Annotated in this window: 27 protein-coding genes; 15 read left to right on the forward strand and 12 right to left on the reverse strand. The window is 35.1% G+C overall.

Annotated elements, in window-relative coordinates:
- Positions 1-64: 64 nt before the first annotated feature.
- Together IEW94_RS01730 and rpsU are read left to right on the forward strand one after the other, a co-directional pair.
- On the forward strand, positions 65-928 hold the full coding sequence (locus IEW94_RS01730; protein ID WP_188649539.1) for a sigma-70 family RNA polymerase sigma factor: 864 nt from the start codon (positions 65-67) through the stop codon (positions 926-928).
- A gap of 31 nt (positions 929-959) precedes the next feature.
- Entirely contained in the window at positions 960-1,154 is a 195-nt protein-coding gene (gene rpsU / locus IEW94_RS01735) for a 30S ribosomal protein S21 (RefSeq protein WP_188649540.1), read from the forward strand.
- 54 nt (positions 1,155-1,208) lie between these two features.
- On the opposite strand, the gene IEW94_RS01740 is transcribed toward rpsU, so the two are convergent.
- Positions 1,209-2,003 (reverse strand): DUF2797 domain-containing protein, encoded by a 795-nt coding sequence (locus tag IEW94_RS01740; protein WP_188649541.1) that lies wholly within the window; start codon positions 2,001-2,003, stop codon positions 1,209-1,211.
- Positions 2,004-2,044: 41 nt separating this feature from the next.
- On the opposite strand from IEW94_RS01740, the gene IEW94_RS01745 reads away from it, so the two are divergent.
- Positions 2,045-3,559, forward strand: coding sequence for a GH3 auxin-responsive promoter family protein (locus tag IEW94_RS01745; RefSeq protein WP_188649542.1), 1,515 nt, complete (start codon positions 2,045-2,047; stop codon positions 3,557-3,559).
- 234 nt (positions 3,560-3,793) lie between these two features.
- Here IEW94_RS01745 and clpX read toward each other — a convergent pair whose 3' ends face one another.
- The 7 genes from clpX to IEW94_RS01780 all read right to left on the reverse strand — a co-directional run bounded on the left by clpX (position 3,794) and on the right by IEW94_RS01780 (position 10,394).
- Positions 3,794-5,026: an ATP-dependent Clp protease ATP-binding subunit ClpX gene (clpX, locus tag IEW94_RS01750; RefSeq protein ID WP_188649543.1), complete on the reverse strand. Its 1,233-nt coding sequence runs from the start codon at positions 5,024-5,026 to the stop codon at positions 3,794-3,796.
- A gap of 74 nt (positions 5,027-5,100) precedes the next feature.
- The gene (gene clpP / locus IEW94_RS01755) at positions 5,101-5,775 is read right to left on the reverse strand and encodes an ATP-dependent Clp endopeptidase proteolytic subunit ClpP (RefSeq protein ID WP_188649544.1); all 675 of its coding nucleotides are present in this window, start codon (positions 5,773-5,775) and stop codon (positions 5,101-5,103) included.
- 132 nt (positions 5,776-5,907) lie between these two features.
- On the reverse strand, positions 5,908-7,236 hold the full coding sequence (gene tig, locus IEW94_RS01760; RefSeq protein ID WP_188649545.1) for a trigger factor: 1,329 nt from the start codon (positions 7,234-7,236) through the stop codon (positions 5,908-5,910).
- 135 nt (positions 7,237-7,371) lie between these two features.
- Complete coding sequence (locus IEW94_RS01765) at positions 7,372-7,719, reverse strand: phage holin family protein (protein WP_188649546.1); 348 nt, start codon at positions 7,717-7,719, stop codon at positions 7,372-7,374.
- Positions 7,720-7,730: 11 nt separating this feature from the next.
- Positions 7,731-8,843, reverse strand: coding sequence for an energy transducer TonB (locus tag IEW94_RS01770; RefSeq protein ID WP_188649547.1), 1,113 nt, complete (start codon positions 8,841-8,843; stop codon positions 7,731-7,733).
- 67 nt (positions 8,844-8,910) lie between these two features.
- Positions 8,911-9,681, reverse strand: a complete 771-nt coding sequence (locus tag IEW94_RS01775; protein ID WP_188649548.1) for an alpha/beta fold hydrolase — start codon at positions 9,679-9,681, stop codon at positions 8,911-8,913.
- A complete protein-coding gene (locus IEW94_RS01780) occupies positions 9,681-10,394 on the reverse strand; it encodes a pyridoxine 5'-phosphate synthase (protein ID WP_188649549.1) in 714 nt (237 codons plus the stop codon). Before IEW94_RS01780 ends, IEW94_RS01775 begins: the two co-directional genes overlap by 1 nt.
- A gap of 89 nt (positions 10,395-10,483) precedes the next feature.
- Here IEW94_RS01780 and IEW94_RS01785 point away from each other — a divergent pair, with 89 nt between their 5' ends.
- The 8 genes from IEW94_RS01785 (at position 10,484) to murI (ending at position 18,821) form a co-directional block, all read left to right on the forward strand.
- Positions 10,484-11,143: a CBS domain-containing protein gene (locus IEW94_RS01785; RefSeq protein WP_188649550.1), complete on the forward strand. Its 660-nt coding sequence runs from the start codon at positions 10,484-10,486 to the stop codon at positions 11,141-11,143.
- 3 nt (positions 11,144-11,146) lie between these two features.
- Entirely contained in the window at positions 11,147-12,031 is an 885-nt protein-coding gene (locus IEW94_RS01790; protein ID WP_188649551.1) for an NAD kinase, read from the forward strand.
- Between the two features lie 100 nt (positions 12,032-12,131).
- Entirely contained in the window at positions 12,132-12,818 is a 687-nt protein-coding gene (gene porG / locus IEW94_RS01795) for a type IX secretion system protein PorG (RefSeq protein WP_188649552.1), read from the forward strand.
- Positions 12,819-12,821: 3 nt separating this feature from the next.
- Complete coding sequence (gene uppS / locus IEW94_RS01800) at positions 12,822-13,562, forward strand: undecaprenyl pyrophosphate synthase (protein WP_188649553.1); 741 nt, start codon at positions 12,822-12,824, stop codon at positions 13,560-13,562.
- A complete protein-coding gene (bamA, locus tag IEW94_RS01805; protein ID WP_229669416.1) occupies positions 13,498-16,149 on the forward strand; it encodes an outer membrane protein assembly factor BamA in 2,652 nt (883 codons plus the stop codon). The genes uppS and bamA overlap by 65 nt, the downstream gene beginning before the upstream one ends.
- A gap of 261 nt (positions 16,150-16,410) precedes the next feature.
- Positions 16,411-17,436, forward strand: a complete 1,026-nt coding sequence (locus tag IEW94_RS01810) for an OmpH family outer membrane protein (protein WP_188649554.1) — start codon at positions 16,411-16,413, stop codon at positions 17,434-17,436.
- Between the two features lie 29 nt (positions 17,437-17,465).
- Complete coding sequence (locus IEW94_RS01815; protein ID WP_188649555.1) at positions 17,466-17,972, forward strand: OmpH/Skp family outer membrane protein; 507 nt, start codon at positions 17,466-17,468, stop codon at positions 17,970-17,972.
- A 69-nt stretch (positions 17,973-18,041) separates the two neighbouring features.
- Positions 18,042-18,821: a glutamate racemase gene (gene murI / locus IEW94_RS01820; RefSeq protein WP_188649556.1), complete on the forward strand. Its 780-nt coding sequence runs from the start codon at positions 18,042-18,044 to the stop codon at positions 18,819-18,821.
- Between the two features lie 12 nt (positions 18,822-18,833).
- Here murI and IEW94_RS01825 read toward each other — a convergent pair whose 3' ends face one another.
- From IEW94_RS01825 to IEW94_RS01835, 3 genes are read right to left on the reverse strand one after another with little or no spacing between them, the layout of a single operon-like run.
- The gene (locus tag IEW94_RS01825; RefSeq protein ID WP_188649557.1) at positions 18,834-19,922 is read right to left on the reverse strand and encodes an esterase-like activity of phytase family protein; all 1,089 of its coding nucleotides are present in this window, start codon (positions 19,920-19,922) and stop codon (positions 18,834-18,836) included.
- Entirely contained in the window at positions 19,915-20,427 is a 513-nt protein-coding gene (locus tag IEW94_RS01830; protein WP_188649558.1) for a gamma carbonic anhydrase family protein, read from the reverse strand. Before IEW94_RS01830 ends, IEW94_RS01825 begins: the two co-directional genes overlap by 8 nt.
- Before the next feature lie 4 nt (positions 20,428-20,431).
- On the reverse strand, positions 20,432-21,433 hold the full coding sequence (locus tag IEW94_RS01835) for a PorP/SprF family type IX secretion system membrane protein (protein WP_188649559.1): 1,002 nt from the start codon (positions 21,431-21,433) through the stop codon (positions 20,432-20,434).
- A 175-nt stretch (positions 21,434-21,608) separates the two neighbouring features.
- On the opposite strand from IEW94_RS01835, the gene IEW94_RS01840 reads away from it, so the two are divergent.
- The 4 genes from IEW94_RS01840 (at position 21,609) to IEW94_RS01855 (ending at position 25,951) form a co-directional block, all read left to right on the forward strand.
- Positions 21,609-22,511, forward strand: a complete 903-nt coding sequence (locus IEW94_RS01840) for a NifU family protein (protein ID WP_188649560.1) — start codon at positions 21,609-21,611, stop codon at positions 22,509-22,511.
- A gap of 151 nt (positions 22,512-22,662) precedes the next feature.
- Entirely contained in the window at positions 22,663-24,699 is a 2,037-nt protein-coding gene (locus IEW94_RS01845; protein WP_188649561.1) for a thioredoxin domain-containing protein, read from the forward strand.
- The gene (locus tag IEW94_RS01850) at positions 24,696-25,052 is read left to right on the forward strand and encodes a DUF1304 domain-containing protein (RefSeq protein WP_188649562.1); all 357 of its coding nucleotides are present in this window, start codon (positions 24,696-24,698) and stop codon (positions 25,050-25,052) included. Before IEW94_RS01845 ends, IEW94_RS01850 begins: the two co-directional genes overlap by 4 nt.
- 89 nt (positions 25,053-25,141) lie before the next feature.
- Positions 25,142-25,951 (forward strand): mechanosensitive ion channel family protein, encoded by an 810-nt coding sequence (locus tag IEW94_RS01855; RefSeq protein WP_188649563.1) that lies wholly within the window; start codon positions 25,142-25,144, stop codon positions 25,949-25,951.
- Here IEW94_RS01855 and tsaB read toward each other — a convergent pair.
- Positions 25,948-26,622, reverse strand: a complete 675-nt coding sequence (gene tsaB / locus IEW94_RS01860; protein WP_188649564.1) for a tRNA (adenosine(37)-N6)-threonylcarbamoyltransferase complex dimerization subunit type 1 TsaB — start codon at positions 26,620-26,622, stop codon at positions 25,948-25,950. The genes IEW94_RS01855 and tsaB overlap by 4 nt on opposite strands.
- Positions 26,623-26,629 lie beyond the last annotated feature (7 nt).

A 26,629-nucleotide genomic window follows, 5' to 3' on the forward strand; every position in this document is an offset into this window, starting at 1 on the left:
ATATTTATTAGGTTTTCTTGATAAAAAAGTTATCTTATAAAAAGTATAACTTTAAACTTAATATATGAGGCAATTAAAAATCACGAAACAAGTTACCAACAGAGAATCTAAATCGCTTGACAAATATCTTCAAGACATTAGTAAAATTCCTTTAATTACTGCTGATGAAGAGGTAGAATTAGCACAAAGGATACGAGCAGGAGATCAAAAAGCTTTAGATAAACTTACTACTGCTAACTTGCGTTTTGTGGTATCTGTCTCAAAACAATATCAAAACCAAGGCCTCTCGTTACCAGATTTGATAAACGAAGGCAATGCTGGTTTGGTAAAGGCAGCCAAACGCTTTGACGAAACACGAGGCTTTAAGTTTATATCGTATGCTGTTTGGTGGATACGACAAGCCATACTCCAAGCATTGGCCGAACAATCCAGAATTGTTAGGTTGCCCTTAAATAAAATAGGATCCATCAATAAAATCAATAAAGCCTATTCTTTTTTGGAACAAACACATGAAAGAGCTCCAAGTGCCCAGGAAATTGCCAGCAATTTGGACCTCACTCTAAATGATGTGAAACAATCCATGCGGATTTCTGGTAGGCATATTTCTATGGATGCGCCTTTAAAAGAAGGTGAGGCCTCAACGCTTTATGATGTTGTAAATTCAAATGAATCACCCAAACCAGATGCCGATTTAATGAACGATTCTTTAAACATTGAAGTCAATCGTGCTTTGGATATGCTATCAGAGAAAGAATCGGATGTATTGCGCCATTACTATGGAATTAATAAAAAACATCCCATGAGCCTTCAAGAAATTGGGGATTCCTTTGGGTTAACCAGAGAACGTGTCAGGCAAATAAAAGAAAAAGGAATAAGACGGTTACGGCACACGTCAAAAAGTAAAATATTAAAAACCTATTTAGGATAATCCTAAAATTCAAATCTATTAAAAATAACATATGCTAAAAATTATAGTAAAAGAAGGAGAAAACATTGAACGCGCATTAAAACGCTATAAACGCAAACACCGCAATATCAAAGTCATGCAAAATCTAAGGGAAGGTCAGTTTTTTACAAAACCATCCGTTAGAAGGCGACGTGAAATCCAAAAAGCGGAATACATCCAAAACATGAGAGACCAAGAAGATATTTAATGGTTTTTACCAAAGCACATTCTCATCCCACTTGCAAGTTCTGTAAGTGGGTTTTTAATTTATGGTAATGGCAACTACCAAGCCCTCATTAGCCCGAACATTAAAAACGGTTTCGTCATCAAAAATGAGATATTGGCCTTTTATTCCTTCCAGTTTTCCTGTAAACGTTTGTTCTTTAATGAGGTTTAAACTTTTAGGTTTGTCAGGATATTTAATAACGGGAAACTCTAAGTTAGTTTCCGTATTGCTTTCAATAAAATAATCTTTGGCTTCCTCAGGAATATATTGTTTCAAGCGCTCACGCCACTGAACCAAGTCTACATCTTTAATATCATTTTTAAGCATGCTGCGCCAATTGGTTTTATCAGACACATGGTCCTTTAAAGCTACCTCGGTAATGCCTGCTAAATATCGGTTGGGTACTTCCACAATTTCAATAGCCTCATGAGCGCCTTGGTCAATCCAGCGCGTAGGCACTTGACTTTTTCTGGTTACTCCAACTTTTACATTACTTGAGTTTGCCAAATAGACAATATGTGGCTGTAACTGTACTTTTTTTTCATACTCTAAATCCCTGTCCTCTTCATCCAAGTGAGCGGTACTTAACTCAGGTCGCATTATCCAATCCGCGGCCTGGGGTATCTCGTAAAAGCAACTTTTGCAAAATCCCTGTCTGTAAATGGGTTTGTCCAATCCACAATTTAAACATTGATATCTAATAAATTGAATGGTTATGTTTTTACCCAACAATTGATTCATATTAATGAAATCACTTTCAAACACTAAATAGTATTGAATAGGTTGTGAAAACTCCGTTTCCATTTTTGTCAAAACGCCTTCAAAAGTCATGAAAAAAAGTGTTATTTTTAAGACTTAAAGATAAAACAAATATGCCAACAACTTTAGTAAATTCCATTGCATCTTGGTTTTTAAAAAAACGCTTCCATCAAATTGAGCTGTTTTTAAAATATCCCAATGAAGTGCAAAACGAATTGCTTTTCAATCTTATTGAAGCGGCTAAAGATACCCAAATGGGCAAAAAATATGACTTTGCCTCTATTGAAACGTACCAGACTTTTACTGATCGGGTTCCCATTTCAACCTATGAAGATTACCAAGATATTATTGAACGATCACGAAATGGAGAAACCAATATTTTTTGGCCTACACCCATAAAGTGGTTTGCAAAATCCAGCGGAACCACCAATGCCAAGAGTAAGTTTATACCAGTAAGTATGGAATCGTTAGAAGATTGCCATTATGCCGCTGGAAAAGATTTGTTGTGCATGTACCTAAACAATAATGAAAACTCCCAAATGTTTACGGGCAAGAGTTTACGGCTTGGCGGCAGCAAGGAACTATATCGTGAAAACGGAACCGTGTTTGGTGATTTATCGGCTATCCTCATAGACAATATGCCCTTGTGGGCAGAGTTTAGCAGTACGCCGAGCAATAAAGTGTCGTTGATGAGCGATTGGGAATATAAAATGCAGGCCATTGTTGATGAAACCATTAATGAAAATGTCACCAGTCTTACCGGTGTTCCATCATGGATGTTGGTGCTTCTCAATAATGCTCTTGAAACCACTGGGAAAAATAACCTATTTGATATTTGGCCAAATCTGGAAGTGTATTTTCACGGCGGCGTGAGTTTTACACCTTATAAAGACCAGTACAAAAAAATATTGCCAAAAACTGATTTTAAATACTATGAAATTTATAATGCTTCGGAAGGCTTTTTTGCCATTCAGGACCAGAATAATTCCAGTGAATTATTACTGATGCTTGATTATGGGATTTTTTATGAATTCATCCCCATGGATACCTATGGAACTCCCGAGCAAAAAATAATTCCGTTAAGCGATGTGAAATTGAACAAAAACTATGCACTGATAATAACGACCAACGCAGGCCTTTGGCGCTATAAAATTGGGGATACGGTTCGGTTTACTTCCATTAACCCATATAGAATAAAAGTGTCTGGGCGAACCAAACACCATATTAATGTTTTTGGTGAAGAACTCATTATTGAAAATGCCGAAGAAGCCTTGAAAAAAGTCTGCAAAAAAACGAAAGCTGAAATTGTGGATTATACTGCAGCGCCCATTTTTATGCAAGGTAAAGAAAAAGGTGCCCATGAATGGATCATTGAATTTAAGACCCCTCCTAAGGATATTGATTATTTTAATGAGTTGTTTGACAATGCCCTAAAGTCTTTGAATTCAGACTATGAAGCGAAGCGTTATAACAACATAACGCTCAACAAACCTAAAATTCACCTAGGCAGAAAGAACCTTTTTTATGATTGGTTAAAACAGAGCAACAAGTTGGGTGGCCAACATAAAGTGCCAAGACTTTCCAATACCCGATGTTATATCGACGAACTGCTACATCTCAATTTTTAAAACCGTTCACTTTATCGGATATATTTGTTTTGCCAAGTTTTTTAACGACTTTAATTTTACCTTAATCTAAAACATTTTAAAAAAGTTTTCTTGCTCAATAAATACATTTACTTTTAAAAAATAAATAAGAAAAGCATCGCTATTATCAATTATATCCATTAATTAATTACATCCATAAAAAATAAAAAACCACTCTAAACAGAGTGGTTTTTTTATAGTAACATCTATTAATTATTATGAAACTGCTTTCAGTTTTTTAATGGTTGTTTTGGTTATCTTATCTTCAGCATATAGCTTGGTGACATTCAGTTTTTTCTCTTTGCTGCTTGGCAGTTCAAACATGGCATCAGTTAAAATCTCCTCACACAATGAACGCAACCCTCTTGCTCCAAGCTTATATTCAATAGCTTTATCCACAATAAAATCCAATGCGCCATCAGTTATGCTAAATTCAATATCATCCATTGAGAACAATTTTTTGTATTGTTTTATGATGGCATTTTTAGGCTCTGTTAAAATAGCCCTTAATGTTTTGACATCTAAAGGGTCCATATAGGTAAGCACTGGCAATCTACCAATGATTTCAGGAATCAAACCAAAATCCTTTAAATCCTTTGGAATGATATACTGCAACAGATTGTCTTTATCAACAACGTCTTCTGATATAGAAGCACTGTAACCAACTGCCTGCATATTCAATCGTCTGGAAATATGGCGCTCAATACCATCAAACGCTCCCCCAGCAATGAACAAGATATTTTCCGTATTAACTTCAATGAATTTTTGGTCTGGGTGTTTACGACCTCCTTTTGGTGGAACATTTACAACTGTTCCTTCAAGAAGTTTTAACAAGGCTTGTTGAACACCTTCTCCAGAAACATCTCGAGTAATGGATGGATTATCGCTTTTTCGGGCAATCTTATCTATTTCATCAATAAATACAATGCCTTTTTCTGCTTTTTCCAGATTGTAATCTGCCGCCTGCAACAAACGTGTTAAGATACTTTCAACATCTTCACCTACATAACCAGCCTCAGTTAAAACCGTAGCATCTACAATGGCCAAAGGCACATTAAGCATTCTAGCAATGGTTTTGGCTATTAATGTTTTACCGGTTCCCGTTTGGCCGACCATAACGATATTACTTTTTTGAATATCAATATCATCAGCGGTTACAGGCTGTAATAAACGTTTATAATGATTATATACAGCAACAGACATTACTTTTTTGGTCATGTTTTGACCTATAATATAGCCATCAAGAAATTCCTTGATTTGCTGTGGTTTGCGCAGTTTTAGCTCAGCAAATAAATCGCTGCTATCACTTTGCTTTGATTCTTCAATAACAATACCATGCGCCTGCTCAATACATCTATCACATATATGCGCATCTAATCCTGCTATTAATAAGTTTGTTTCTGGTTTTTTACGACCACAAAACGAACATTCCAATTCTTCTTTTGCCATTAATCTTACTATTTACGGAGAAATAAATTGTAATAAATCCCTCAATTAGAGGATTTAAAGTTACAATTTTTTATTTAATTTCGAGATAAAATCTCATCGATCATGCCATATTCCTTGGCCTTATCGGCTTTCATCCAGTAATCTCTGTCACTGTCAGCATACACTTTGTCGTAGTCTTGACCCGAATGCTTACTAATAATTTTATATAATTCTTCTTTTAATATTATTATCTCTCTGGCTGTGATTTCAATATCACTGGCCTGACCTTGAGCCCCACCAAGTGGTTGATGAATCATGACCCTTGAATGCGTTAATCCACTTCGTTTCCCTTTAGCACCTGCACACAACAATACGGCTCCCATTGAGGCTGCCATACCAGTGCAAATAGTTGCTACATCTGGCTTTATAAACTGCATAGTATCATAAATACCCAATCCAGCATAGACACTACCGCCTGGAGAGTTAATATATATTTGAATATCTTTTGACGCATCTGTGCTCTCTAAAAACAAGAGCTGTGCTTGAATTATATTGGCAACTTGGTCATTTATAGCGGTTCCCATAAAAATGATACGGTCCATCATTAATCTTGAAAACACATCAAATATGGCAATGTTCATTTGGCGCTCTTCAATAATGTTGGGCGTTAAGCTTGTTGGGTACATACTACTAATAATTTTGTTGTAATACGTACTGCTGATTCCTTGGTCTTTTATAGCGAATTTTTCAAATTCCTTTGCGTAATCCATGGTGAAATTTTATTATTAAACTTTGATTGAAATCCAGTATTCTCCATTTAAGATTTTACTGAAAAAATAGGCGCCTAATTTTAAAAAATCAAGCGCCTAAATATAGGGAATTATTCTGTATTAATACGATGCTTATTTCTTACTGTAAGCTTCTTTAACAAAATTTTCATAAGTCACTTCCTTAACCTTTAAATTTACTTTCTCCTTGTATAGGTTAAGTAGCTTCTGGCTAATAAGTTGCTCTGAAATTCGTCTGGCCTCATCTTGGTTTGACAAGACACGAGCAGCAATATCATCTAGTTCCTTGTCTGATGGGTTTAATTGGCCAAATTGTGCCATTTGCGATTTAATCATGTCTTTAGCATGACCTTTTATATCCTCTATGGTCACTTGAATATTGTTGTCTGTAATAAGTTTACCTTCAATTAATTGATAACGCAAACTTTTTTCAGACTTTTCATATTCTTCTTTTGCTTGGTCAACATCCAGTGGTTTTTCTCCTGCAGTTTGCAGCCATTTTTGTAAAAACTCAGCAGGCAGATCAAATTTTGTGTTATCCACTAAATATTCGGTAACATCATTTAATAACTTTTGATCGGCTTGTTGTGCAAATTGCTTTTCAGCATCTTCTTTAATTTTAGCTTTTAACTCAGTAACCGATTTGATCACGTCTTTTCCAAAAAGCTTATCAAACAATTCTTGGTCTAAATCAGCCAATTCTCTTTTGTTGATTTCAGTAATTGTAAATGTAACGGGAATATCCAGCCCATGTACTTTATCATGACCTACTTTTAAGGCATGCATTAAGTCATGCTCATCATTGTAAAGTCCTTTGGTTTCTAAAGCAACAACATCTCCAACTTTTGCTCCAACAAACTTTTTGGAAGTTGATTTTTCTTTGAACTTATCTAAAGTAAGCGTGATGGTGTTTTCAATGTCGTGTTCTTCATTTTTGAAGGTTCCTGTAATTTCACTGTCTTTTTCAACAACATCTTGAGACACTAATTTACCATACTGTTTTTGTATGTTTTCAATTTGCTCATCAATCATTTTATCGTCGGCCACTATATTGTATTGGGTGATGGCTTTTTTGTTTTTTAAATCGACTTCAAACTCTGGGGCCAATCCCAATTCAAATTCAAAAGAAAAAGCGTCAGAATCCCAATCGATTGTGTCTTGGGGTTTTGGTAACGGCTGCCCTAAAACATCCAATTTTTCTTCGGTTAAATATTTGTTCAAAGCATCTTGCAACAGTTTATTGACTTCATCAACCAAAACTGCTTTTCCATACTGTTTTTTAACCATTCCCAAAGGCACATGCCCTTTTCTAAAACCAGGTATGTTTGCTGTTTTACGGTAATCTGATAAGATTTTTTCCACTTTATCGCTATAATCTTCTTTTGCGATATCTACTTTCACTACAGCGTTTAACGCATCTAGGTTTTCTCTTGTAATATTCATTTTAATTGGTATGAAGCCCAAAACGGGCATTTAACATATAAGGTATTTAATAACCAGCAATTTATATAACTAAAATTGGGTTGCAAAAATATAATATTTTTGCAACCCAACAAAGTTTTTATGATTGTGTTTACACTATTCTTTTTCGTCTTTTAAAAATGAATGCAATATAGATTGTAGTATAGATAGTAAGATACTGAAAAGTATGGCAATCCATATACTGCTAACAGAAAAACCAGGGATTAGCCTATCGGCCAGTAAAATAATCAATGCATTAATGACCAATAAAAACAAGCCTAAGGTAACAATGGTTATTGGTAGCGTAAAAATGACCAAAATAGGCTTTACAAGTAAATTTAATATTGACAATACGGCAGCTACAACAATGGCTGTTAAATAGCTGTCCACATAAACTCCTGATAGGATTTTAGCAAGAATAACAACAGCTAAGGCATTTAATAAAAGTTTGATAATGAGTTTCATATGCTTAAGATTTAATATTTTTTATTAACTGAATTAGGGTTATATGACGTGATAGGCTTTTTTGCTTTGGCAGTAACACTAAATATTATGGGCAAACTATAAGGCACCGTTACGGTTTTTCCATATTGCATTCCCGGTTTCATTTTTGGCAAAGTAGTAATGACTCTAACAGCTTCTGCCTCTAACTCCCTATATGGCGCTCTAGATCTTACATCTATTACTTGCCCCGTTTTATCAATTTTAAAAATAACCAAAATACGCTGTCTACCTGTTAAACCTAAAAAACCAGCTATACTTGTATCGAATTTTTCAGCTACAAACCTTGATATTTCATCAGACATACATTGTTTTCGTTCTTGATTAGTTAATAAATCCTCACAACCAGGATAAACTGGCACTTTCTCAATATCACCATCTGGAATTTCTGTTTGTTCAAAAACTATTGTGTTTTTGGTTTTCTTCAATTTCCCTTTTTTGAAATTCAATGTGTTTACTAAATTCCCAATGGAATCATATTGTTTCTCTTCTCCGCTTTTAAGACCTTCTGAACAGGTTCCCTCTAACATCAATTGTCCATTTTTATAAAAGCGCTTGTAAAAGCCCTGTTTAACGTCATTTACATATTGTACATCCCATTCTTTTTCTCCCGTATCATAGAAGTTTTTCCATAATCCAGAAAGTTTGTTCACAATATAAAAACTTTCAATTTTTAGAACACCATTTTCGTAATATTCCTTGTAACCACCATCTTTAATAAAGTATTTTTTGTTTTCTGAAGGTATCAAAGCGTGCACAACATGCAAATTGCCAGTATCATAAAAATGTTTAAATATCAACCCTCCGTTTTTAGCCGGTTTTCTTTCACTCACTAAGTTGCCTTCTTTGGAATATGTTTCCTGTACACCGGTTGACTGACCAAAATTGTCGAACGTGTAAATCTTTTTTAACTGGCCAGAATCATAATAATCTTTCCAAACACTAAACTTGTTGCTGTTTTTGTAAAACCCTTCTGTTTTTAATTGACCTGTCTTATAGTATTCCTTGTAAGACCCATCTTCATGTTTAACTTGAGAAAAATTATTTATGGTGCATAAAATAACGAGTGAAAAAATAAGGTTTCTCATATAAAAGTTTGGCTTGTGTGTTTTAAATATAATATTTTCTTGATACTTAGAATTAAATTCCAAGCATTTATTTCAAAAAACCCATCACCACATCAAAAAAATCCTGGGGGTTTTCGGCATGTAACCAATGGCCGGCATTTTTGATGGTTACAATTTGAGCCTTGGGAAAATGATGATGGATTAAAGATTTGTCATCATCGGTTATGTAATTTGATTTGCTCCCTTTTAAAAATAAGGTGTATTTATCATAGATAGCTTCTGCGGGCAATGCTTCACCAACTGCTTCTATTTGATCTGTCAGAACCTTTAAATTCATCCGAAGCGCCAATTGCCCTTTTTCTTTCCAATATAAATTCTTGAGCAAAAATTGGCGTGTCCCAAAGTCTGAAATATATTGACTCAAAAGCTCATCTGCCTCCGTTCTGCTTTTAATAATGTCAAAATCCAATGCATGTAGTCCTTCTAGAATAGTTTCATGGTGAACAGGATAATATTTTGGCGAAATATCAGCCACTATCAATTTTGAAACGAGTTGTGGATATTTTGCAGCAAACATCATGGCTGTTTTTCCACCCATGGAATGCCCCAGCAAAATAATATTTGAAAGCTTATGCACATCACAATAGTGTTTTAAATCGTCTGCCAAAACATCATAATTAAATGTGTCATCCCAAAAACTGCTTCCGTGGTTGCGCTGGTCCACTAAATGGACTTCAAAACCTGATTCGCTGAATTGTTTTCCTAAGGTTTTCCAGTTATCGCTCATACCTAAAAAACCATGCAGAATCACAAATGCTTGACCTTGACCTTTTCCTAGAATATTTGACTGTAATACCATTATTTTAGTTTGTGTAAATACATTTGAATAACATTTTCCACACCTAAATACAAGCTTTCGGCAACCAAAGCATGCCCTATGGAGACCTCCAATAAACCTGGAATATGCTCTTTAAAAAACTGTATGTTATCTAAGGACAGATCATGTCCTGCATTAATCCCCAAACCTAGTTCATTGGCCAATTTTGCACATTCGGCATAGGGTTTAACGGCATCTTGGTTTCCTAACCCGTATTGATGAGCAAAGGCTTCGGTATATAACTCAATTCTATCGGTCCCTGTTTCCTTGGCACCATCAATTTGTTTTAAAATAGGATCTACAAAAATGGATGTTCTTATGCCGTTCTGTTTAAATTCCTTGATGACCTCTACCAAAAAATCTTTATGCTTGATGGTATCCCAACCTGCGTTACTGGTAATAGCATCAACGGCATCGGGTACCAAAGTCACTTGGGTTGGTTTAACATTCAAAACCAACTGCACAAAAGAATCAATGGGGTTTCCTTCTATATTGTATTCTGTATAAACCTCTGGCTTTAAATCATAGGCGTCCTGATATCGAATGTGCCGCTCATCGGGTCTTGGGTGTATGGTGACCCCTTGCGCACCAAAACGCTGCACATCTTTTGCAAACTGCACCACGTTAGGAACATCACCGCCTCTTGAATTTCTTAAGGTTGCAATCTTGTTTATGTTTACACTTAACTTTGTCATGAATCACTTTTTAATTCACAAAAATACAAAGTAGAACAGGCTTATGTCCTTTTTTTTTGATTAATTTTGTGTACGCTTAACGCTCAACTATGGATCTTGCATCATATATATTAAATGACATAAAACCGGTAAACATCAACAGTAAGATAAGCAACTTAATGGTGTTGTTTAACCAGTTAACCTTATCGCATATCCCAGTGAAAGATGAGCATGGTGTGTTTTTGGGATCGTTTTCTGAAACCGATGTCCATTGTTTTGAAGCCGATAGTCTTTTAAACGAATACAAATACGCTTTAGAAAATTTTTTTGTAAGGGACGATACCATGTGGCTGGACGTTCTTGAGGCATTTGCCAAAAACTCCACCAATATGATGCCCGTGTTAAATAACAAGAGCAAGTATTTGGGATATTATGAACTTAAAGACGTTATTGGCCTATTTAATGAAACACCTTTCTTTTTTGAAACCGGTGGTGTTTTAGTGGTTGAAAAAGGAATCAATGATTATTCATTTAGTGAAATAAGCCAGATTGTGGAATCCAACAACGGCAAACTATTGGGTGCTTTTGTATCAAAAATCACTACGGATATTGTTCAGGTTACACTTAAAATTGACAACACAGGTTTAAATAATATCATTCAGACATTTAGACGCTACAGCTACAATATCATTTCTGGGCATGAAGAGGATAGCTACATTGAAAGCCTGAAGGAACGTTCAGACTATTTGAACAAATATTTAAACATGTAAAGTATGAAGGTTGCCGTTTTTGGACGTTTTTATAATGAAACTACCACCATATCTGTTGAAACACTTTTCCAATGTTTGGCAGAAAAGCATGTTGATGCATATATTGAAACCGAATTTTACAACCTGATAATAAGCCGGTCTTCCAACAAAGACGCATACAAATCCTATAAAAAATTTGATGATTTAGATGCTTCCTTTGATTTACTGATAAGTGTGGGTGGCGACGGTACCATTTTAAGAGCCATTACTTTTGTAAAAGATTCTGGAATTCCAATCATTGGTATTAATACTGGCAGATTGGGTTTTTTGGCAACCATACAAGTTGATCAAATTGAAAAAGCCATCCAAAACATTATTGATGGCAAATATAGAATATCAGAGCGTAGTTTGTTATCCATAGAAACCACACCTTCAAATGCAGATATCACGTCGTTGAATTTTGCCTTGAATGAAATAGCGGTAAGCAGAAAAAACACCACGTCCATGATTACCGTAGAAACACTTCTTAATGGTGAGTACCTGAATTCTTACTGGAGTGACGGGCTAATCATTTCAACACCCACAGGTTCTACAGGTTATTCCTTGAGCTGTGGTGGCCCCGTGATAACGCCTGACGCCAATAGTTTTGCAATAACTCCTATTGCTCCGCATAATTTAAGTGCACGCCCTTTGATAATACCTGATGATACCGAAATTCAACTTAAGGTTATGGGTAGGGAGGACAGTCATTTAGTGTCCTTAGACTCCAGAATTGCAACTTTAGAAAATGGCACTATCATTAAAATCAAAAAAGCATCATTTAAAATTAAAATGATTGATCTTTTAAACGAAAGCTTTTTGGATACCCTTCGTAAAAAACTCCTTTGGGGAGAAGACAAACGCAATTAGGCAATAATTCACGCGTTTTTTTGTTTTTACACTAATTCAATTAGTTACTAATTGTATTCGCCAAATCTTATTTGTTATATTTGCAAACTTTTAAATATTTATGAGGTATCTAACCATAATTATAGTAAGCGTTTTAAGTGTATGTTCCAGCTACTCTCAAATTAATGAAATTGGGGTTTTTATTGGAGGCAGTAATTTTATAGGAGACGTTGGAGCTACTGATTATATCTCACCCAACCAACTAGCCATAGGTGGTATTTACAAATGGAACAGAAGCCCCAGACATTCTTACAGAGTTTCCTTGATATTTACAGATTTAAAAGGTTTAGACTCCAAATCTGACGATCCTAGACGAATTCAAAGAAATTATGATTTTTCAACCAAAATCACAGAATTTTCTGCTGGTATGGAATTTACATTTTTTGATTTTGACCTACATTCAGGAAAAAAAGTGGCAACACCTTATTTATACTCAGGAATAAGTGTGGCCCATCATGATGATTCCTATTTTTTAAATGGTGTACAAACCTCAGAAAACACCTCTAGTTGGGCCTTTGGAATCCCCATGGCTTTGGGTTTTAAAGCAAATTTTTTAGATAGTTTTGTATTGGGAATTGAAGTGGGTGCTCGCTACACATTTACTGATAATTTAGAAGGCAACTACCCGAAAGATTCAGCAAAACAACCTTACCGCTTTGGAAACCTCAACAACAATGATTGGTATATGTTTACAGGCATTACCTTAACATATACCTTTGGAGAAAACCCTTGTTATTGCGGTAATTAACATATGAGTTTAAAAGAGCACATACAAGAAAACAGGTTACCAAAACACATTGCCATCATTATGGACGGCAATGGCCGCTGGGCAAAAAAACAAGGAATGGCACGAACGTTTGGCCATGAAAACGGAGCTAAAGCCGTGCGTCAAGTTGTAGAAGGTTGTGCTGAAATAGGTATTGAAAACCTCACCTTGTATGCCTTTTCCACTGAAAACTGGAACAGACCAAAATTAGAAGTGCAAACACTTATGAGGCTTTTAATTTCTTCATTAAAAAAAGAAATTGCAACCTTGCACGATAACAATATTAAGCTTTGCACCATTGGGAATTTAGACACCTTACCAAAAAAAGTTCTTAAAGAATTGAATGAGGTAAAAGAAAAAACAAAGCACAATACCAGAATGACTTTGACAATTGCTTTAAGCTATGGTTCTAGAGAAGAATTGATAAACACCTTTAAAGAAATAAGCATTAAAGTTAAAAATAATATAATTTCGCCTGAAAAAATTGATGAATCAATTATTAATGAGCATCTTTACACGCAAAATTTACCAGACGTAGATTTACTTATACGAACCAGTGGGGAACAACGCATAAGTAACTTTTTACTTTGGCAAATTGCTTATGCAGAATTGTATTTTACAAGTACGCTTTGGCCAGATTTTAACAAGGAAGATTTGTATCATGCTATTATTGACTATCAAAAAAGAGAACGACGATTTGGGAAAACAAGTGAACAAATTAGATAATTTAGTACTATTGAAAACATATATTAAACACTGCTTAACCGCTTTAATCATCATCATAAGCAGTATTAATCTTCAAGCTCAAGAAATTACTTATAACACAGGTAAAAAATACGTTTTAGGAGACGTCACGGTCTCGGGAAATTCAAGTTTTAGCGACCAAACAATAGTAACCTATTCCGGTTTGAGCAAAGGAAAGGAAATGACCATTCCTGGTGAAGACATCAGCAATGCCATCAAAAAACTTTGGAATTCTAAATTGTTTAGTGACATAGAGATTTACATCACCAAAATTGAAGGCAATGTTGCATACCTTGAAATAAAACTTTCGGATTTACCAGAACTTAATGAAGTTAAAATCAATGGCGTTAAAAAAGGGAAGAAAGAGAGCATCATTAAGGACAATAAACTTACCAAAGGCACCAAGGTAACAGAAAACCTGATCACCACAACAAAAAACTTTTTGACCACCAAATACAAAAAAGATGGATTTTTAAACACAAAAGTTCATATCAACACCGTTCCAGTAGAAGACTCAATAAAAAAAGCAAGAGTCAATATGGTACTAAATATTGACAAAGGCGAAAAAGTTAAAATAAAGGATATTGACTTTATTGGCAATGACATTTTTAGTGATAAAAAGCTCAGAAAGAGCATGAAAAGCACCAAACAAATCAACCGTTTACGTATTTTTAAGCGCTCAAAATTTATTGATTCTGCTTATCAGGCCGACTTATCTAAAGTCATTGACAAATACAAAGAAAACGGCTATCGGGATGCACGAATATTATCAGATAGCATGATAATTAACAATGACAAGACCATTTCCCTTCAAATTAAAGTAAATGAAGGTGAAAAATATACCTTTGGCGATATTACTTTTATAGGGAATACGGTTTACAGTAACGAGTTTTTAAGTAGGTTGTTGCGTATTAAAAAAGGAGATACCTATAATGGTGTACTGCTTCAAAAACGTATTGCAGACAACACCAAACCAGATGCCGTAGACATTACCAACCTCTATCAAAATAATGGATACTTGTTCTCTCAGATAAATCCAGTTGAAGTCAGCGCGGATAACAATGTGATTGATATGGAAATACGTATTACCGAGGGGAAACCAGCGTATTTCAACAATGTATCTGTAGTTGGAAACGACAAAACCAATGACCATGTTATTTACAGGGAATTACGCACGCGCCCAGGCCAGCTATACAGTAAAGCCAATGTAGTCAGGACTGTACGTGAACTTGGTCAGTTAGGATTTTTTGACGCCCAGGAAATCTCTCCAAATTTCAACAATCCAAACCCTATGGAAGGAACCATAGATATGGAATATTCAGTAAAAGAAACGGGTTCCAGTCAAATAGAACTGCAAGGTGGTTATGGTGGCGGCGGCTTTATAGGTACACTTGGGTTATCATTTAATAACTTTTCCATAAAAAACATCTTCAATAAAGAAGCCTATAAACCAATCCCAATGGGTGATGGCCAAAAATTGGCATTGCGCTTACAGGCCAGCCGTTTTTACCAAACCTATAGTTTCTCGTTTTCTGAACCTTGGTTGGGCGGTAAACGTCCAGTACAGTTTTCAACATCAATTTCGCAAACCAAACAGTTTTTATATAACTACCAAACCAGAAATGCCGATAAATCAAAGAGTTTCAACATTACAGGTATCACAGTTGGTTTGGCAAAACGTTTAACGGTTCCTGATGATTATTTCACGCTTTCGCAAGCAGTAAGTTTCCAGATTTATGATTTAAAAAATTATAATACCGGACTGTTTACGTTTGGTAACGGAACTTCAAAAAACTTGGCTTATACCATTGGTCTTGGCAGGAACAATACCAGTGTAGACCCTATTTACCCTACAGGCGGATCTGACTTTAGTGTAACAGCAAAAATGACAATTCCCTATTCATTATTCAATAATGTTGATTACACCGCATTAAAAAACGAACGTGAGGACTTAGTTATAATCAGAGACGATGCCTCACAAACCAGCATAGACAGAACCAATGCCGCCAACAGAATTGGGGAAATAGACCAAGAGCGTTTTAAATGGCTGGAGTTCTACAAAATAAACTTTAAAGGAGCCTGGTATACACAAGTTGCAAAGAATTTGGTGTTAAGACCCAGTATAGAGTTTGGTTTCTTGGGCGCTTACAATAATGCTAGAGGTATTATTCCGTTTGAGCGATTTTTTGTAGGTGGTGATGGTATGGGAACCTACAGTCTGGATGGACGGGAATCCATTGCATTACGTGGTTACCCTAATCAGTCTTTATCCAGTCAAGATGGTGGAACCATTTACAATAAATTCTCATTAGAATTGCGCTACCCTATTACACTAAAAGCATCAGCTAAAATTTATGGATTGACCTTTTTGGAAGGTGGTAATTCTTATAACAATTTTAGGGATTATAACCCATTTGACATTAAAAGGTCTGCTGGTTTAGGAATTCGTATTTTTATGCCCGCATTTGGATTATTAGGTATTGATTTTGGTTATGGTTTTGACCCGCTTCCTGGCGAAACTGTTAAGCATGGTTGGGAAACACACTTTATTATTGGTCAACAATTTTAATTTTGGCACGATATTTTCTAATGATACATTGATGATTTGAAACCTGAATTGAAATTTTTAAGATTAAAATTCGTTAATTTTGAAATGAGCAATCTAAAGTTTTTCATAACAACAAAAATGTTTATTTTGCGAAAGACTTCTGACAGTCAAAATTAATGTGCTAATCAGATGAAAATACAATTCAAAAAAGGGGCAGAACTAAAAATAAAATCATCTGTCGTTTTAGAATTTATAGATAATAAATTAGAAAAAATTAAACAGATGAAAACGAACGTTCTTTTTTTACTGACAGTGGTATTTCTATCTGGAATTTTTACAACTCAAGCCCAAAGAGGCGTAAGAATTGCCTATATAGATACCGAATATATCTTGGAAAAGGTACCCGAGTATCAAGAAGCTACTGCCCAACTGGAAGATAAAGTTCAAAAATGGAAAAATGAAATTGAAGAACGGTTGGCAGGGATTGAACAAAAACGGAAAGATTTAAGCAACGAAAAAGCATTGTTGACCAAAGAACTTATTGAAGAACGTGAAGAAGATATTGCTTTTGAGGAAAAAGAAATTTTAGATTACCAGCAAAAGCGATTTGGACCCAATGGTGATTTAATGATTCAGAAAAAACAATTGATGCAACCCATTCAAGATCAAATTTTTGCAGCTGTGCAAGATATTGCGTCCAGCAGAAAATATGATTTTATATTTGATAAATCATCTGATGCTACCATGTTGTATTCTGCCAAGCAATACGATTTGAGCGAACAAATCTTAAGAGCTATTACAAGGGCATCAAAACGAAATCAAGTGCAATCAAAAGCAGAAAAGAAAGCTGCAGAAGGTGAAGATTTGATACCAGAGGTCAACGAAGAATTGGATGCACGCGAAAAAGCCTTAGAAGAAAAAAAGACCGAACGTGAAAGCGCTATTGAAAAACGCAGACAAGAAATATTAGCGGCTCGTGAAGCAAAGAAAAAAGAAGCTGAGGAAAAACGCCAACAAATATTGGCAGAACGTGAAAAAGCAAGACAAGAAAAACTAGCAGAACGAAATAAATCAGATGAAAGTCAAGAAGCGGTAACCAAAGAAACGGATTCAACTATAACCACTGCTAAAGAATCCGAAACTAAAACCCGGGAACAACTGATAGAAGAAAACAGGCAAAAAAAATTGGCTGAAAGAGAGGCTAGAAAAAAAGAACTAGAAGACAGAAAAAACAAAATATTGGAAGAGCGCAAAAAAGCGCTTGAAGAAAGACAAAAAGCTAGAGATAGCATAAACAATAACAATTAATAAACAATAACAGTTAATACTATTTAAAAATGAAACAATTAAAAACCATTTTATTAGCAACCGTATTATGCATTGCAACCGTAAGTTTTTCACAAGCGCAAAGTAAAGTTGCCCATATAAACACAGAAGAGCTTATTTCTGCCATGCCAGAATATAAAGCTGCCCAGACGCAACTGGAGACTTTAGGGAAAACCTATCAGGCTGATTTGCAAAACATGAGTTCAGAATTTCAGAAAAAAGTAAAACAATATGAAGCTGAAGCTCCTACAAAAACAGATGAAGAAAATGCAAAACGCGGACAAGAAGTTCAAGACATGCAACAAAACATCCGTGAGTACAACGCCACAGCACAACAAGATATGCAAAAGAAACAAGCAGATCTTTTAAAACCTATTACTGAAAAAGCTAGAGCAGCCATTTTAAAAGTTGGTAGAGCACAAGGCTTTGATTATGTTTTGGATACCGCTCAAGGTGTTACCATTCTTGCTGATGGCAAAAACCTGCTTGATGATGTAAAGAAAGAATTAGGCATCTAATTCATTTCAAAATAATTTAATTGATACAAAGCTGTCTTTTGCAAGACAGCTTTTTTATTTTTGTAGTATATGAGCACAAAACCCATTGGTATTTTTGATTCTGGTATTGGAGGCACTTCCATTTGGAGAGAAATACATAGTTTATTGCCTTATGAAAACACTATCTATTTGGCTGATAGTATCAATGCGCCTTATGGTTCAAAAAGCAAAGATAAAATCATCGATTTAAGCATTAAAAACACAGAATACTTATTACAACAAGATTGTAAGTTGATTGTTGTAGCCTGTAATACAGCCACTACCAATGCCATAAGTGTTCTCAGAAAAAATTATGATATTCCCTTTATTGGCATTGAACCGGCCATCAAACCAGCTGCCTTGAATTCCAAAACAAAAGCTATTGGTATTTTGGCCACCAAAGGCACACTTACCAGTGATTTGTTTTATACCACTACCAGTTTATACGCGCAAGGCCATACCGTAATTGAACAGGTTGGAGATGGTCTTGTTGAATTGATTGAAATGGGTAAGATTGATTCTGAAGAAATGTGTACGCTTTTAAAAACGTACCTAAAACCCATGCTGGAAGCCAATATAGATTATTTGGTATTGGGTTGTACACATTATCCATATTTGATGCCTTTATTGCTTGAATTATTACCTAAACACATCAAGATTATAGATTCTGGTCTGGCGGTAGCAAGACAAACAAAAGCTGTTTTAGAGAAACATAATTTATTGAATACAAGCCATTCTTCTGCAAAACATCAGTTTTATACCAATGGAAACCCTAAAATTCTTAAAGCTATTTTAGGCAATATGTTTGAAGTAGACTATTTAGATTTTTAATCTAATTTGTGGTTACTCTTCAATTTCAAGTAAAATAAATTGGTTTAACTGTTTTCCCAGTTTATTGAAATTGTTGTCAGATACCACAATCAAGGTTTGGTGACCATTTGGAAGTCTTGGTCCAAATGTTATGCCTTCAATGTTGTCAACGCTATGATTGGTCAATAGTGCTCTAATATCTTCAAAATCCAATAACAATTCTTTCTTGGCCGGAATAAAATCAACGTCTTTCAAACTTGCCATTTGCAATGTGTTTGTTGCATTTATGGCATCTGCTTTGAATAATTTAATTGTATTGCCTTGATCACCCAATCCACTGGAATAACTCCGCTCAATAATTAAAAAGATGCCTTTGTCATATTCCAACAAATCTGTGAGCCCATTAACCGAAAAATCCCCTAATGGTTTTTTTGCAACTGGATCCAAATAATAAGCAAACTGTCTTTTGGGTGATTCAGTCTTAGCATCAATAAATGTAATCCTAACGGGTGATTTTGTTTTAGCAACTTGAGGTTCTGGTCCATCTGCCTTAAGTGGCAGTTCCATACCTATCCAATAGCCTTTTTTATTAAAGCTATGGCACAAACCTTCTAGCGTAGCATTATGTCTTGGTTTTTGAAAACTATTAGCTTTAAAGGCTTCTGGTATTTTAAATCTGCTAATAACATTTCCCTGCAAATCAAAGGCTGTGAGTGATGGATCTTTTTGGTTATTTATATCACCTTCACTGGTTATCAACACCTGATTTGTATTAGAATCAAACCGTATGGATTCCATATCCAGAACATCTAAATTGTCATGCACTGTTACAGCTTTATCAATACTGATATTTGAAATTTGATTAGAATTAACCGTGATACTCGCTTCATAAAACCTTGGATTGTCCTCATCATCACAAACCAAATAATAGGTTCCATTATTATAATCAATGCCTGACAAGCCTCCTACTTGTACATTATTTACCGTTGTGTCTTCTGGTAAAATATATTCACTTAAGAATTTAACTTTTAAAGTATTGTGAGTATCTAAATAGCTACTCTTACAACCAAAAAAAGAAATGTTCAGTAAGAGAGCTAATACATATCTGATGGTGTTACTCATACCATTTGGAATATTTAATATAATTATCTGCAATACGATTGATTTCTCCTGAAATTAATTCCGGACTGATATCCTTTATCTTTTTTGCAGGAATTCCGGCGTAAATACTCCCCGATTCAACCCGTGTATTTTTAGTAACCACCGCTCCTGCAGCTATGATACTGTTGCTTTCTACTACACAATCATCCATGATGATACTACCCATACCAATTAAAACATTATCATGAATGGTACAACCATGAACAATGGCATTATGCCCAATGGATACATTATTGCCAATAGTTGTTGGTGAGGTTTTATAAGTTGCGTGAATAACAGCTCCATCTTGAACATTAACTTTATTGCCCATTTTTATATAGTGCACGTCTCCTCTAATAACGGCATTAAACCATACGCTGCATTGATTTCCCATGGTAACATCGCCAACAATAGTGGCATTTTCAGTTATATAACAGTCATCTGGAATTTGAGGAGCTATTCCGTTAATGGATTTTATAATAGGCATGGTATTAATTTACAGCAGGACACTTACAATCATACTTTTCTTTTCTACAATTAAAATTATAGCCAAGCGTTAATTGATGAAATCCGCCATTAGTAAATACAAGAGAGTTCATTTGATACGTGTACGTGTAGGCAAACATAAACTGATTATAGTTAACTCCCAAAAGTGGTGTTATCTGTCTCAATTTTTGGCTACTTACCCCAGAACCATCCAAGTATTGGGCGCCATCAAAACTGTTTCTATAGGAAACACCAGCCCAAATACTGCCAAAATCCATATCCTTATAAACTTTGCCATTTAAATCAATAGATGCTTCTTGTGTACCATCTTTATATTGGAACATTATAGATGGCTCATAGCTCCAATCACTCCCTAATTTTCCAAAAACACCTCCAACAGAAAACAAATACCGTCTTAAGTTACTGGTGATTTCAATATCGTTATTAACTCCAGAATTCTTCAAGAGGTTTTTAACCGTTGCATGGGCATAATAATCTAAATAATGATATGAAAATCCTAAGTCAACATTAAAATTGGTCTCGCTTTGAACTATCCCATCAATTATGGGATCCGACCCATCAAAAGGAAACGTTGTTTCATCCAGTTTATATTGAATAAACCCAGCGCTTATTCCGAAGGACAACATATTTAAATCGACTTCACTTCTAGAAAACATGATATGATGGGCATAGGTTACATAAGCCCCTGTTTGGGAATGATATCCGTTTTTATCAGAATAAACGATAGCACCGTAAGCAGATTGCGATTCCCCGAACCTACCGTTGAGACTCATAGTTAGAAGTTTTGGAGCATCTTCATGCCCAAACCACTGCTGCCTGGCCGTAAGTCTGACCTTGGCACAATTGGCAACACCTGCCATTGAAGGATGGATCAGGTAATAATTATCGGTTAGATAATCGGTATATATTGGTAGTCCTTCTTGCGAAATAGCCGATTGAAAAAACAAAAAGCCTACAACAATAAAAAACGTATTTTTAAAATCCATATACATATTAATCAAGAAAATTTTGTTCTATCAAAACGCCTTGACTCTTAAAAAATTACACATAAAAAAGATAAAGGGTTACTTTATCTTTTTCAACATTAAAATATATTCTACAAAACCCAAATATATGGATTAGTAAAGTTATCTTTTGTATTTTTACAAAAAATTAGCTGAAATGAATACTTTCAAGGTTTCTGTGCAAGAAACATCAAATAATACCATTGTTAAATTTGAAGTCAATCAAATTATAACAAACCATCAGAGTTATGAATTTAACAATATTGATGAAGCAAAATCGTCTCCATTGGCGCAACAATTATTCTATTTGCCATTTGTTAAAAAAGTGTATATTTCCTGGAATTTTATTGCGGTTGAACGTTACAATATTGTTGAATGGTCTGATGTTCAAGATGAAGTAGCAGAGCAGATTGAAGCCTACCTAAATGATGGCGGTTCTGTAATGGAAGCATCCGAAATAAAGAAAAAAACACCCGTAACCATATATGCTGAAAGTACCCCAAACCCAGCTGTCATCAAATTTGTTGCCAATAAAAAATTAGTGACTTCATTATTTGAATTCACGTCTATTGATGAAGCCAAACAATCGCCATTGGCAACAGAATTGTTCCATTTTCCGTTTGTGAAAAGTGTCTTTATTGACGAAAACTACGTATCAATCACAAAATTTGATGTTGCCGATTGGCAAGATATCACCATGGAACTTCGCGAATTCATCAGAAATTATATTGAAAATGGTAAGGATATTGTAACGGTTGATGCCCAACAAACTCTAAAACAAGCCGAGACACAAAAAGACGCCCATTATGAATCTCTTGATGATACGTCCAAAGAAATTGTAAACATTCTTGAGGAATACGTAAAACCAGCTGTAGCCAGTGACGGTGGCAATATTCAATTTATATCATATGACCCTGATAGCAAAAAAGTAAGTGTGATGTTGCAAGGCGCTTGTAGCGGATGCCCATCATCTACCTATACTTTAAAAAGTGGTATTGAAAACATGCTTAAAGAAATGCTCAAGGATAAGGTTGATATGGTTGAAGCTATTAACGGATAATCATTTAAAACTATTATAAATATCAATCAAAGCGTTCATTTTTGGGCGCTTTTTTTATCGCTGTAGTTTTGATTAACTTTGGTATATGAAGTCCTGTCTGTATATTCTACTTATTCTTTTATCAAACTGTATAGGTCATAACAAAAAAACCATGGAACACCAACATACCAACGAGCTTATTAATGAAACAAGCCCTTACCTACTACAACATGCCCATAACCCAGTAGACTGGCATGCTTGGAACCCAAAAACCTTAGAGCTTGCAAAGTCTCAAAATAAATTATTACTCATTAGTGTTGGCTACGCTGCTTGCCATTGGTGCCACGTTATGGAACATGAAAGCTTTGAGGATACGTTGGTAGCACAGGTAATGAACAAACATTTTATAAATGTAAAGGTTGACAGAGAAGAACGTCCCGATATTGACCAAGTGTATATGAATGCCGTGCAACTCATGACCGGTCGTGGCGGATGGCCTATGAACGTGATTGCCTTACCTGATGGTAGACCATTTTGGGGAGGCACCTACTTTAGAAAAGACCAGTGGATAAATGCCCTAAACCAAATTGCCGAATTATATGATAAGTCACCCGAAAAGATTTATGAGTACGCCACTAAATTAGAACAAGGCATTAAGTCTATGGATGTAGTAAGTTTTAATACATATAGTCCACTTTTTAAAACTGAATTTATAACAGAAGCCGTAAAAAATTGGTCCACAAAATTTGATTATAATGAGGGTGGAATGAACCGAACTCCAAAATTTATGATGCCCAACAATTATCATTTTTTGCTAAGGTATGCTTATCAAAATAACGATAAAAAGTTACAGGATTTCGTGAATCTCACGCTTACAAAAATGGCTCATGGCGGTGTGTTTGATCAAATTGGCGGCGGGTTTTCAAGGTATTCGGTAGATACCAAATGGCATGTTCCGCATTTTGAAAAAATGCTATATGATAATGGCCAATTAGTGAGTTTATATTCAGATGCCTACCTGATTACCAAAAACGATTTGTATAAGGATATTGTTACCCAAACATTGGAGTATATTAAACGTGACATGACTGCTGAAAACGGTGCCTTTTATTCGTCACTGGATGCCGATAGCAATAATGCAGAAGGCAAACTAGAGGAAGGCGCCTTTTATGTTTGGCAGAAAGATGAACTCAAAACCCTTTTGAAAGATGATTATAACTTGTTTTCTGATTATTATAATGTAAATGATTATGGCCTTTGGGAACATGATAATTATGTGCTTATTAGAAAAGACAATGACAATACCATTATTAAAAAATATGTACTGACCAAAGAGCAATTGACTGAAAAAATCAATGTCTGTAAAAAATTACTTTTAAAAGAACGCAATAAAAGAGAAAAACCAAGACTTGATGATAAAACCCTCACGTCATGGAATGCTATTATGCTCAAAGGCTATATTGATGCCTACAGAGTGTTTGGCACAAAAGATTATTTAGATACCGCTATAAAAAATGCCTACTTTATAATCACTGTTCAATTACGTGAAGATGGTGGTTTAAACCATAATTTCAAAAATGGGAAAAGCACCATTAATGGCTATCTTGAAGATTATGCAACAACTATTGATGCGTTTATGGCATTGTATGAAAACACCTTAAACGAAACTTGGCTTAAAACGGCAAGAGATTTGGCCAATTATGCCTTTGACCATTTTTTTGATGACACCAACCACATGTTTTACTTTACGTCAAACGAAGACGATACCTTGGTTACCCGAAACATGGAATACAGAGATAATGTCATTCCGGCAAGTAACTCCATCATGGCAAAAAACCTTTTCAAATTATCACATTATTTTGACAACGAGCATTTCAGAAAAACTGCCATGACCATGTTAAACAATGTAAAACCTGAAATTCAAGACTACGGTTCTGGATATTCCAATTGGTTGGATTTAATGCTCAATTACACTAATCCTTTTTATGAAATTGCCGTTGTTGGAACAAATGCTTCAGCAAAAATTTCAGAATTGAACAAAACATATATTCCCAATAAACTCATTGCTGGTAGTGTTTCAGAAAACAACTTACCATTATTGGAAAACAGATACAATCCTGATGAAACGCTTATTTATGTTTGTGAGAATAATGCTTGCAAACTGCCTGTTTCAGAAGTTGATGACGCTATTAAACTAATAACTCCATGATATTTTTAAAGACTTTTTTAATCACTTTGGTAGCTTTTGAGCACCTTTATTTCTTGTTATTGGAAATGTTTTTGTGGACCAAGCCCAAAGGCATCAAGGCTTTTGGTTTAAAATCCAAGGAATTTGCTGAGGAAACTAAAATCTTAGCAGCCAACCAAGGATTATACAATGGTTTTTTAGCGTCCGGATTGATTTATTCAATCGCAGTAAAAGACAATAACATAACTATCTTCTTCTTAATTTGTGTGATTATTGCGGGCATTTATGGTGCTTATTCTACCAAGAAAATACGCTTATTTTATGTACAGGCGCTTCCCGCAATTGTAGCATTGACAGTTACAATTCTATTCTAAAAGCCTATATTTTATTGAATTTATGCGGATTGCCTTTTGATACTGCCATATAGTTTTTAATTTTACAATTAATCAAAAAAATAAATAATATGAATTTAGAAAATTTTGACATACAAAAATGGATTGACCTAGCTATACAATACGGACTCAAAATTATTGGCGCCATTATAATTTGGATTATTGGCTCTTGGGTTATAGGCAGATTACTAAAGGCTGCAAAGAAAGTCATGAATAAAGGCAATTATGATGTAAGTCTTCAAAAGTTTTTGTTGAACTTAATAAAATGGACTTTAAAAGTTGTTTTAGTAATCGTAGTTCTTGGTACTGTAGGTGTTCAAACCACGTCGTTTGCAGCTATACTGGCATCGGTAGGTTTGGCAATAGGTTTAGCACTTCAAGGGTCTTTAGGTAATTTTGCCGGTGGGGTTTTGATTATGATATTCAAGCCGATAAAAATTGGCGACTACATTGAAGCCCAGGGTGAAAGCGGAACGGTAAAAGAAATAGGAATTTTTACAACAAAACTTACCACGCCCGATAATAAAGAAATTATTATCCCAAATGGCGCTCTTTCAAATGGCAATATTACCAATTACAGTGTAGAAGATACGCGACGTGTAGATTTTACGTTTGGCGTTGGTTATGATTCTGATATTAAGAAAACAAAAGAGGTTATCTTGAGCGTTATTGATGCGCATCCTTTGATTTTGAAAGATCCAGCAGCTGCCGTAAATGTATCAGAATTAGCAGATAGTTCCATCAACTTTTTTACGCGCGTTTGGGTTAAAAAAGAAGATTACTGGGCTGTAAAATTTGATGTTACCGAACAAACAAAAGAAGCGCTTGATAAGGCTGGTATTGAAATTCCATATCCTCATATTCAGCTTAAACAAGATTAGGATTTTGACTTTAAAGCAATAAAATCCTTTAAATAATACGGTTCAAAATAAGCGACATCTTCAAAGTCGCTTGTTTTGTATTTATGGGTTGCCAATATGCCCATTTCATTGGCTGATGGTAATTTGTCTTCAATAAATATGGCATTTGGGTGCGAGATTAAAGTTTTGGTTTTTTCAACACCATTACCAATAAAATACACCTTACCTTGGTCTAAATAGGAACTGTATGAAGACTCATTTAAAACCTCTGCTTCAGTTGTTCGTATGCAATTATAATTCTTAGAGTCAAAAATAGACGAATACACTTCCATGCGTCTGGCATCAAGCATAGCTACTATCACGCCATCATTTTGGTTTACTTGATGTGCCAAAGCTTCTAAAGTAGGAATGGAAATCAAAGGCTTATTTAAAGCAAAACAAAGCCCTTTTGCCGCTGATACGCCAATACGTAGACCTGTGTAAGATCCTGGTCCTTTACTCACGGCAATGGCATCCAATTGTGTTGGAGCTACAGTTGCTTCTTTTAAAACAGCATCTATGTATGCATGCAACCTTTCAGCATGTGAGTAATTTTTATCGTAATCTTCTTTTAAAACAATGGTTTTACCGTCTTTTGAAAGAGATACAGAACAATTGGTAGTTGCTGTTTCTATATTGAGTATTAAAGCCAAAATTTAT

Origin of the sequence: Yeosuana aromativorans, assembly GCF_014646655.1 — a bacterium.
Classification (GTDB): Bacteria; Bacteroidota; Bacteroidia; order Flavobacteriales; family Flavobacteriaceae; genus Yeosuana; species Yeosuana aromativorans.

Excerpts from the sequence above, each read along its gene's own strand:
- IEW94_RS01730 (WP_188649539.1), top strand. The coding sequence starts at position 65 with ATGAGGCAATTAAAAATCACGAAACAAGTTACCAACAGAGAATCTAAA.
- rpsU (WP_188649540.1), top strand. The coding sequence starts at position 960 with ATGCTAAAAATTATAGTAAAAGAAGGAGAAAACATTGAACGCGCATTA.
- IEW94_RS01740 (WP_188649541.1), bottom strand. The coding sequence starts at position 2,003 with ATGACTTTTGAAGGCGTTTTGACAAAAATGGAAACGGAGTTTTCACAA.
- IEW94_RS01745 (WP_188649542.1), top strand. The coding sequence starts at position 2,045 with ATGCCAACAACTTTAGTAAATTCCATTGCATCTTGGTTTTTAAAAAAA.
- clpX (WP_188649543.1), bottom strand. The coding sequence starts at position 5,026 with ATGGCAAAAGAAGAATTGGAATGTTCGTTTTGTGGTCGTAAAAAACCA.
- clpP (WP_188649544.1), bottom strand. The coding sequence starts at position 5,775 with ATGGATTACGCAAAGGAATTTGAAAAATTCGCTATAAAAGACCAAGGA.
- tig (WP_188649545.1), bottom strand. The coding sequence starts at position 7,236 with ATGAATATTACAAGAGAAAACCTAGATGCGTTAAACGCTGTAGTGAAA.
- IEW94_RS01765 (WP_188649546.1), bottom strand. The coding sequence starts at position 7,719 with ATGAAACTCATTATCAAACTTTTATTAAATGCCTTAGCTGTTGTTATT.
- IEW94_RS01770 (WP_188649547.1), bottom strand. The coding sequence starts at position 8,843 with ATGAGAAACCTTATTTTTTCACTCGTTATTTTATGCACCATAAATAAT.
- IEW94_RS01775 (WP_188649548.1), bottom strand. The coding sequence starts at position 9,681 with ATGGTATTACAGTCAAATATTCTAGGAAAAGGTCAAGGTCAAGCATTT.
- IEW94_RS01780 (WP_188649549.1), bottom strand. The coding sequence starts at position 10,394 with ATGACAAAGTTAAGTGTAAACATAAACAAGATTGCAACCTTAAGAAAT.
- IEW94_RS01785 (WP_188649550.1), top strand. The coding sequence starts at position 10,484 with ATGGATCTTGCATCATATATATTAAATGACATAAAACCGGTAAACATC.
- IEW94_RS01790 (WP_188649551.1), top strand. The coding sequence starts at position 11,147 with ATGAAGGTTGCCGTTTTTGGACGTTTTTATAATGAAACTACCACCATA.
- porG (WP_188649552.1), top strand. The coding sequence starts at position 12,132 with ATGAGGTATCTAACCATAATTATAGTAAGCGTTTTAAGTGTATGTTCC.
- uppS (WP_188649553.1), top strand. The coding sequence starts at position 12,822 with ATGAGTTTAAAAGAGCACATACAAGAAAACAGGTTACCAAAACACATT.
- bamA (WP_229669416.1), top strand. The coding sequence starts at position 13,498 with ATGCTATTATTGACTATCAAAAAAGAGAACGACGATTTGGGAAAACAA.
- IEW94_RS01810 (WP_188649554.1), top strand. The coding sequence starts at position 16,411 with ATGAAAACGAACGTTCTTTTTTTACTGACAGTGGTATTTCTATCTGGA.
- IEW94_RS01815 (WP_188649555.1), top strand. The coding sequence starts at position 17,466 with ATGAAACAATTAAAAACCATTTTATTAGCAACCGTATTATGCATTGCA.
- murI (WP_188649556.1), top strand. The coding sequence starts at position 18,042 with ATGAGCACAAAACCCATTGGTATTTTTGATTCTGGTATTGGAGGCACT.
- IEW94_RS01825 (WP_188649557.1), bottom strand. The coding sequence starts at position 19,922 with ATGAGTAACACCATCAGATATGTATTAGCTCTCTTACTGAACATTTCT.
- IEW94_RS01830 (WP_188649558.1), bottom strand. The coding sequence starts at position 20,427 with ATGCCTATTATAAAATCCATTAACGGAATAGCTCCTCAAATTCCAGAT.
- IEW94_RS01835 (WP_188649559.1), bottom strand. The coding sequence starts at position 21,433 with ATGGATTTTAAAAATACGTTTTTTATTGTTGTAGGCTTTTTGTTTTTT.
- IEW94_RS01840 (WP_188649560.1), top strand. The coding sequence starts at position 21,609 with ATGAATACTTTCAAGGTTTCTGTGCAAGAAACATCAAATAATACCATT.
- IEW94_RS01845 (WP_188649561.1), top strand. The coding sequence starts at position 22,663 with ATGGAACACCAACATACCAACGAGCTTATTAATGAAACAAGCCCTTAC.
- IEW94_RS01850 (WP_188649562.1), top strand. The coding sequence starts at position 24,696 with ATGATATTTTTAAAGACTTTTTTAATCACTTTGGTAGCTTTTGAGCAC.
- IEW94_RS01855 (WP_188649563.1), top strand. The coding sequence starts at position 25,142 with ATGAATTTAGAAAATTTTGACATACAAAAATGGATTGACCTAGCTATA.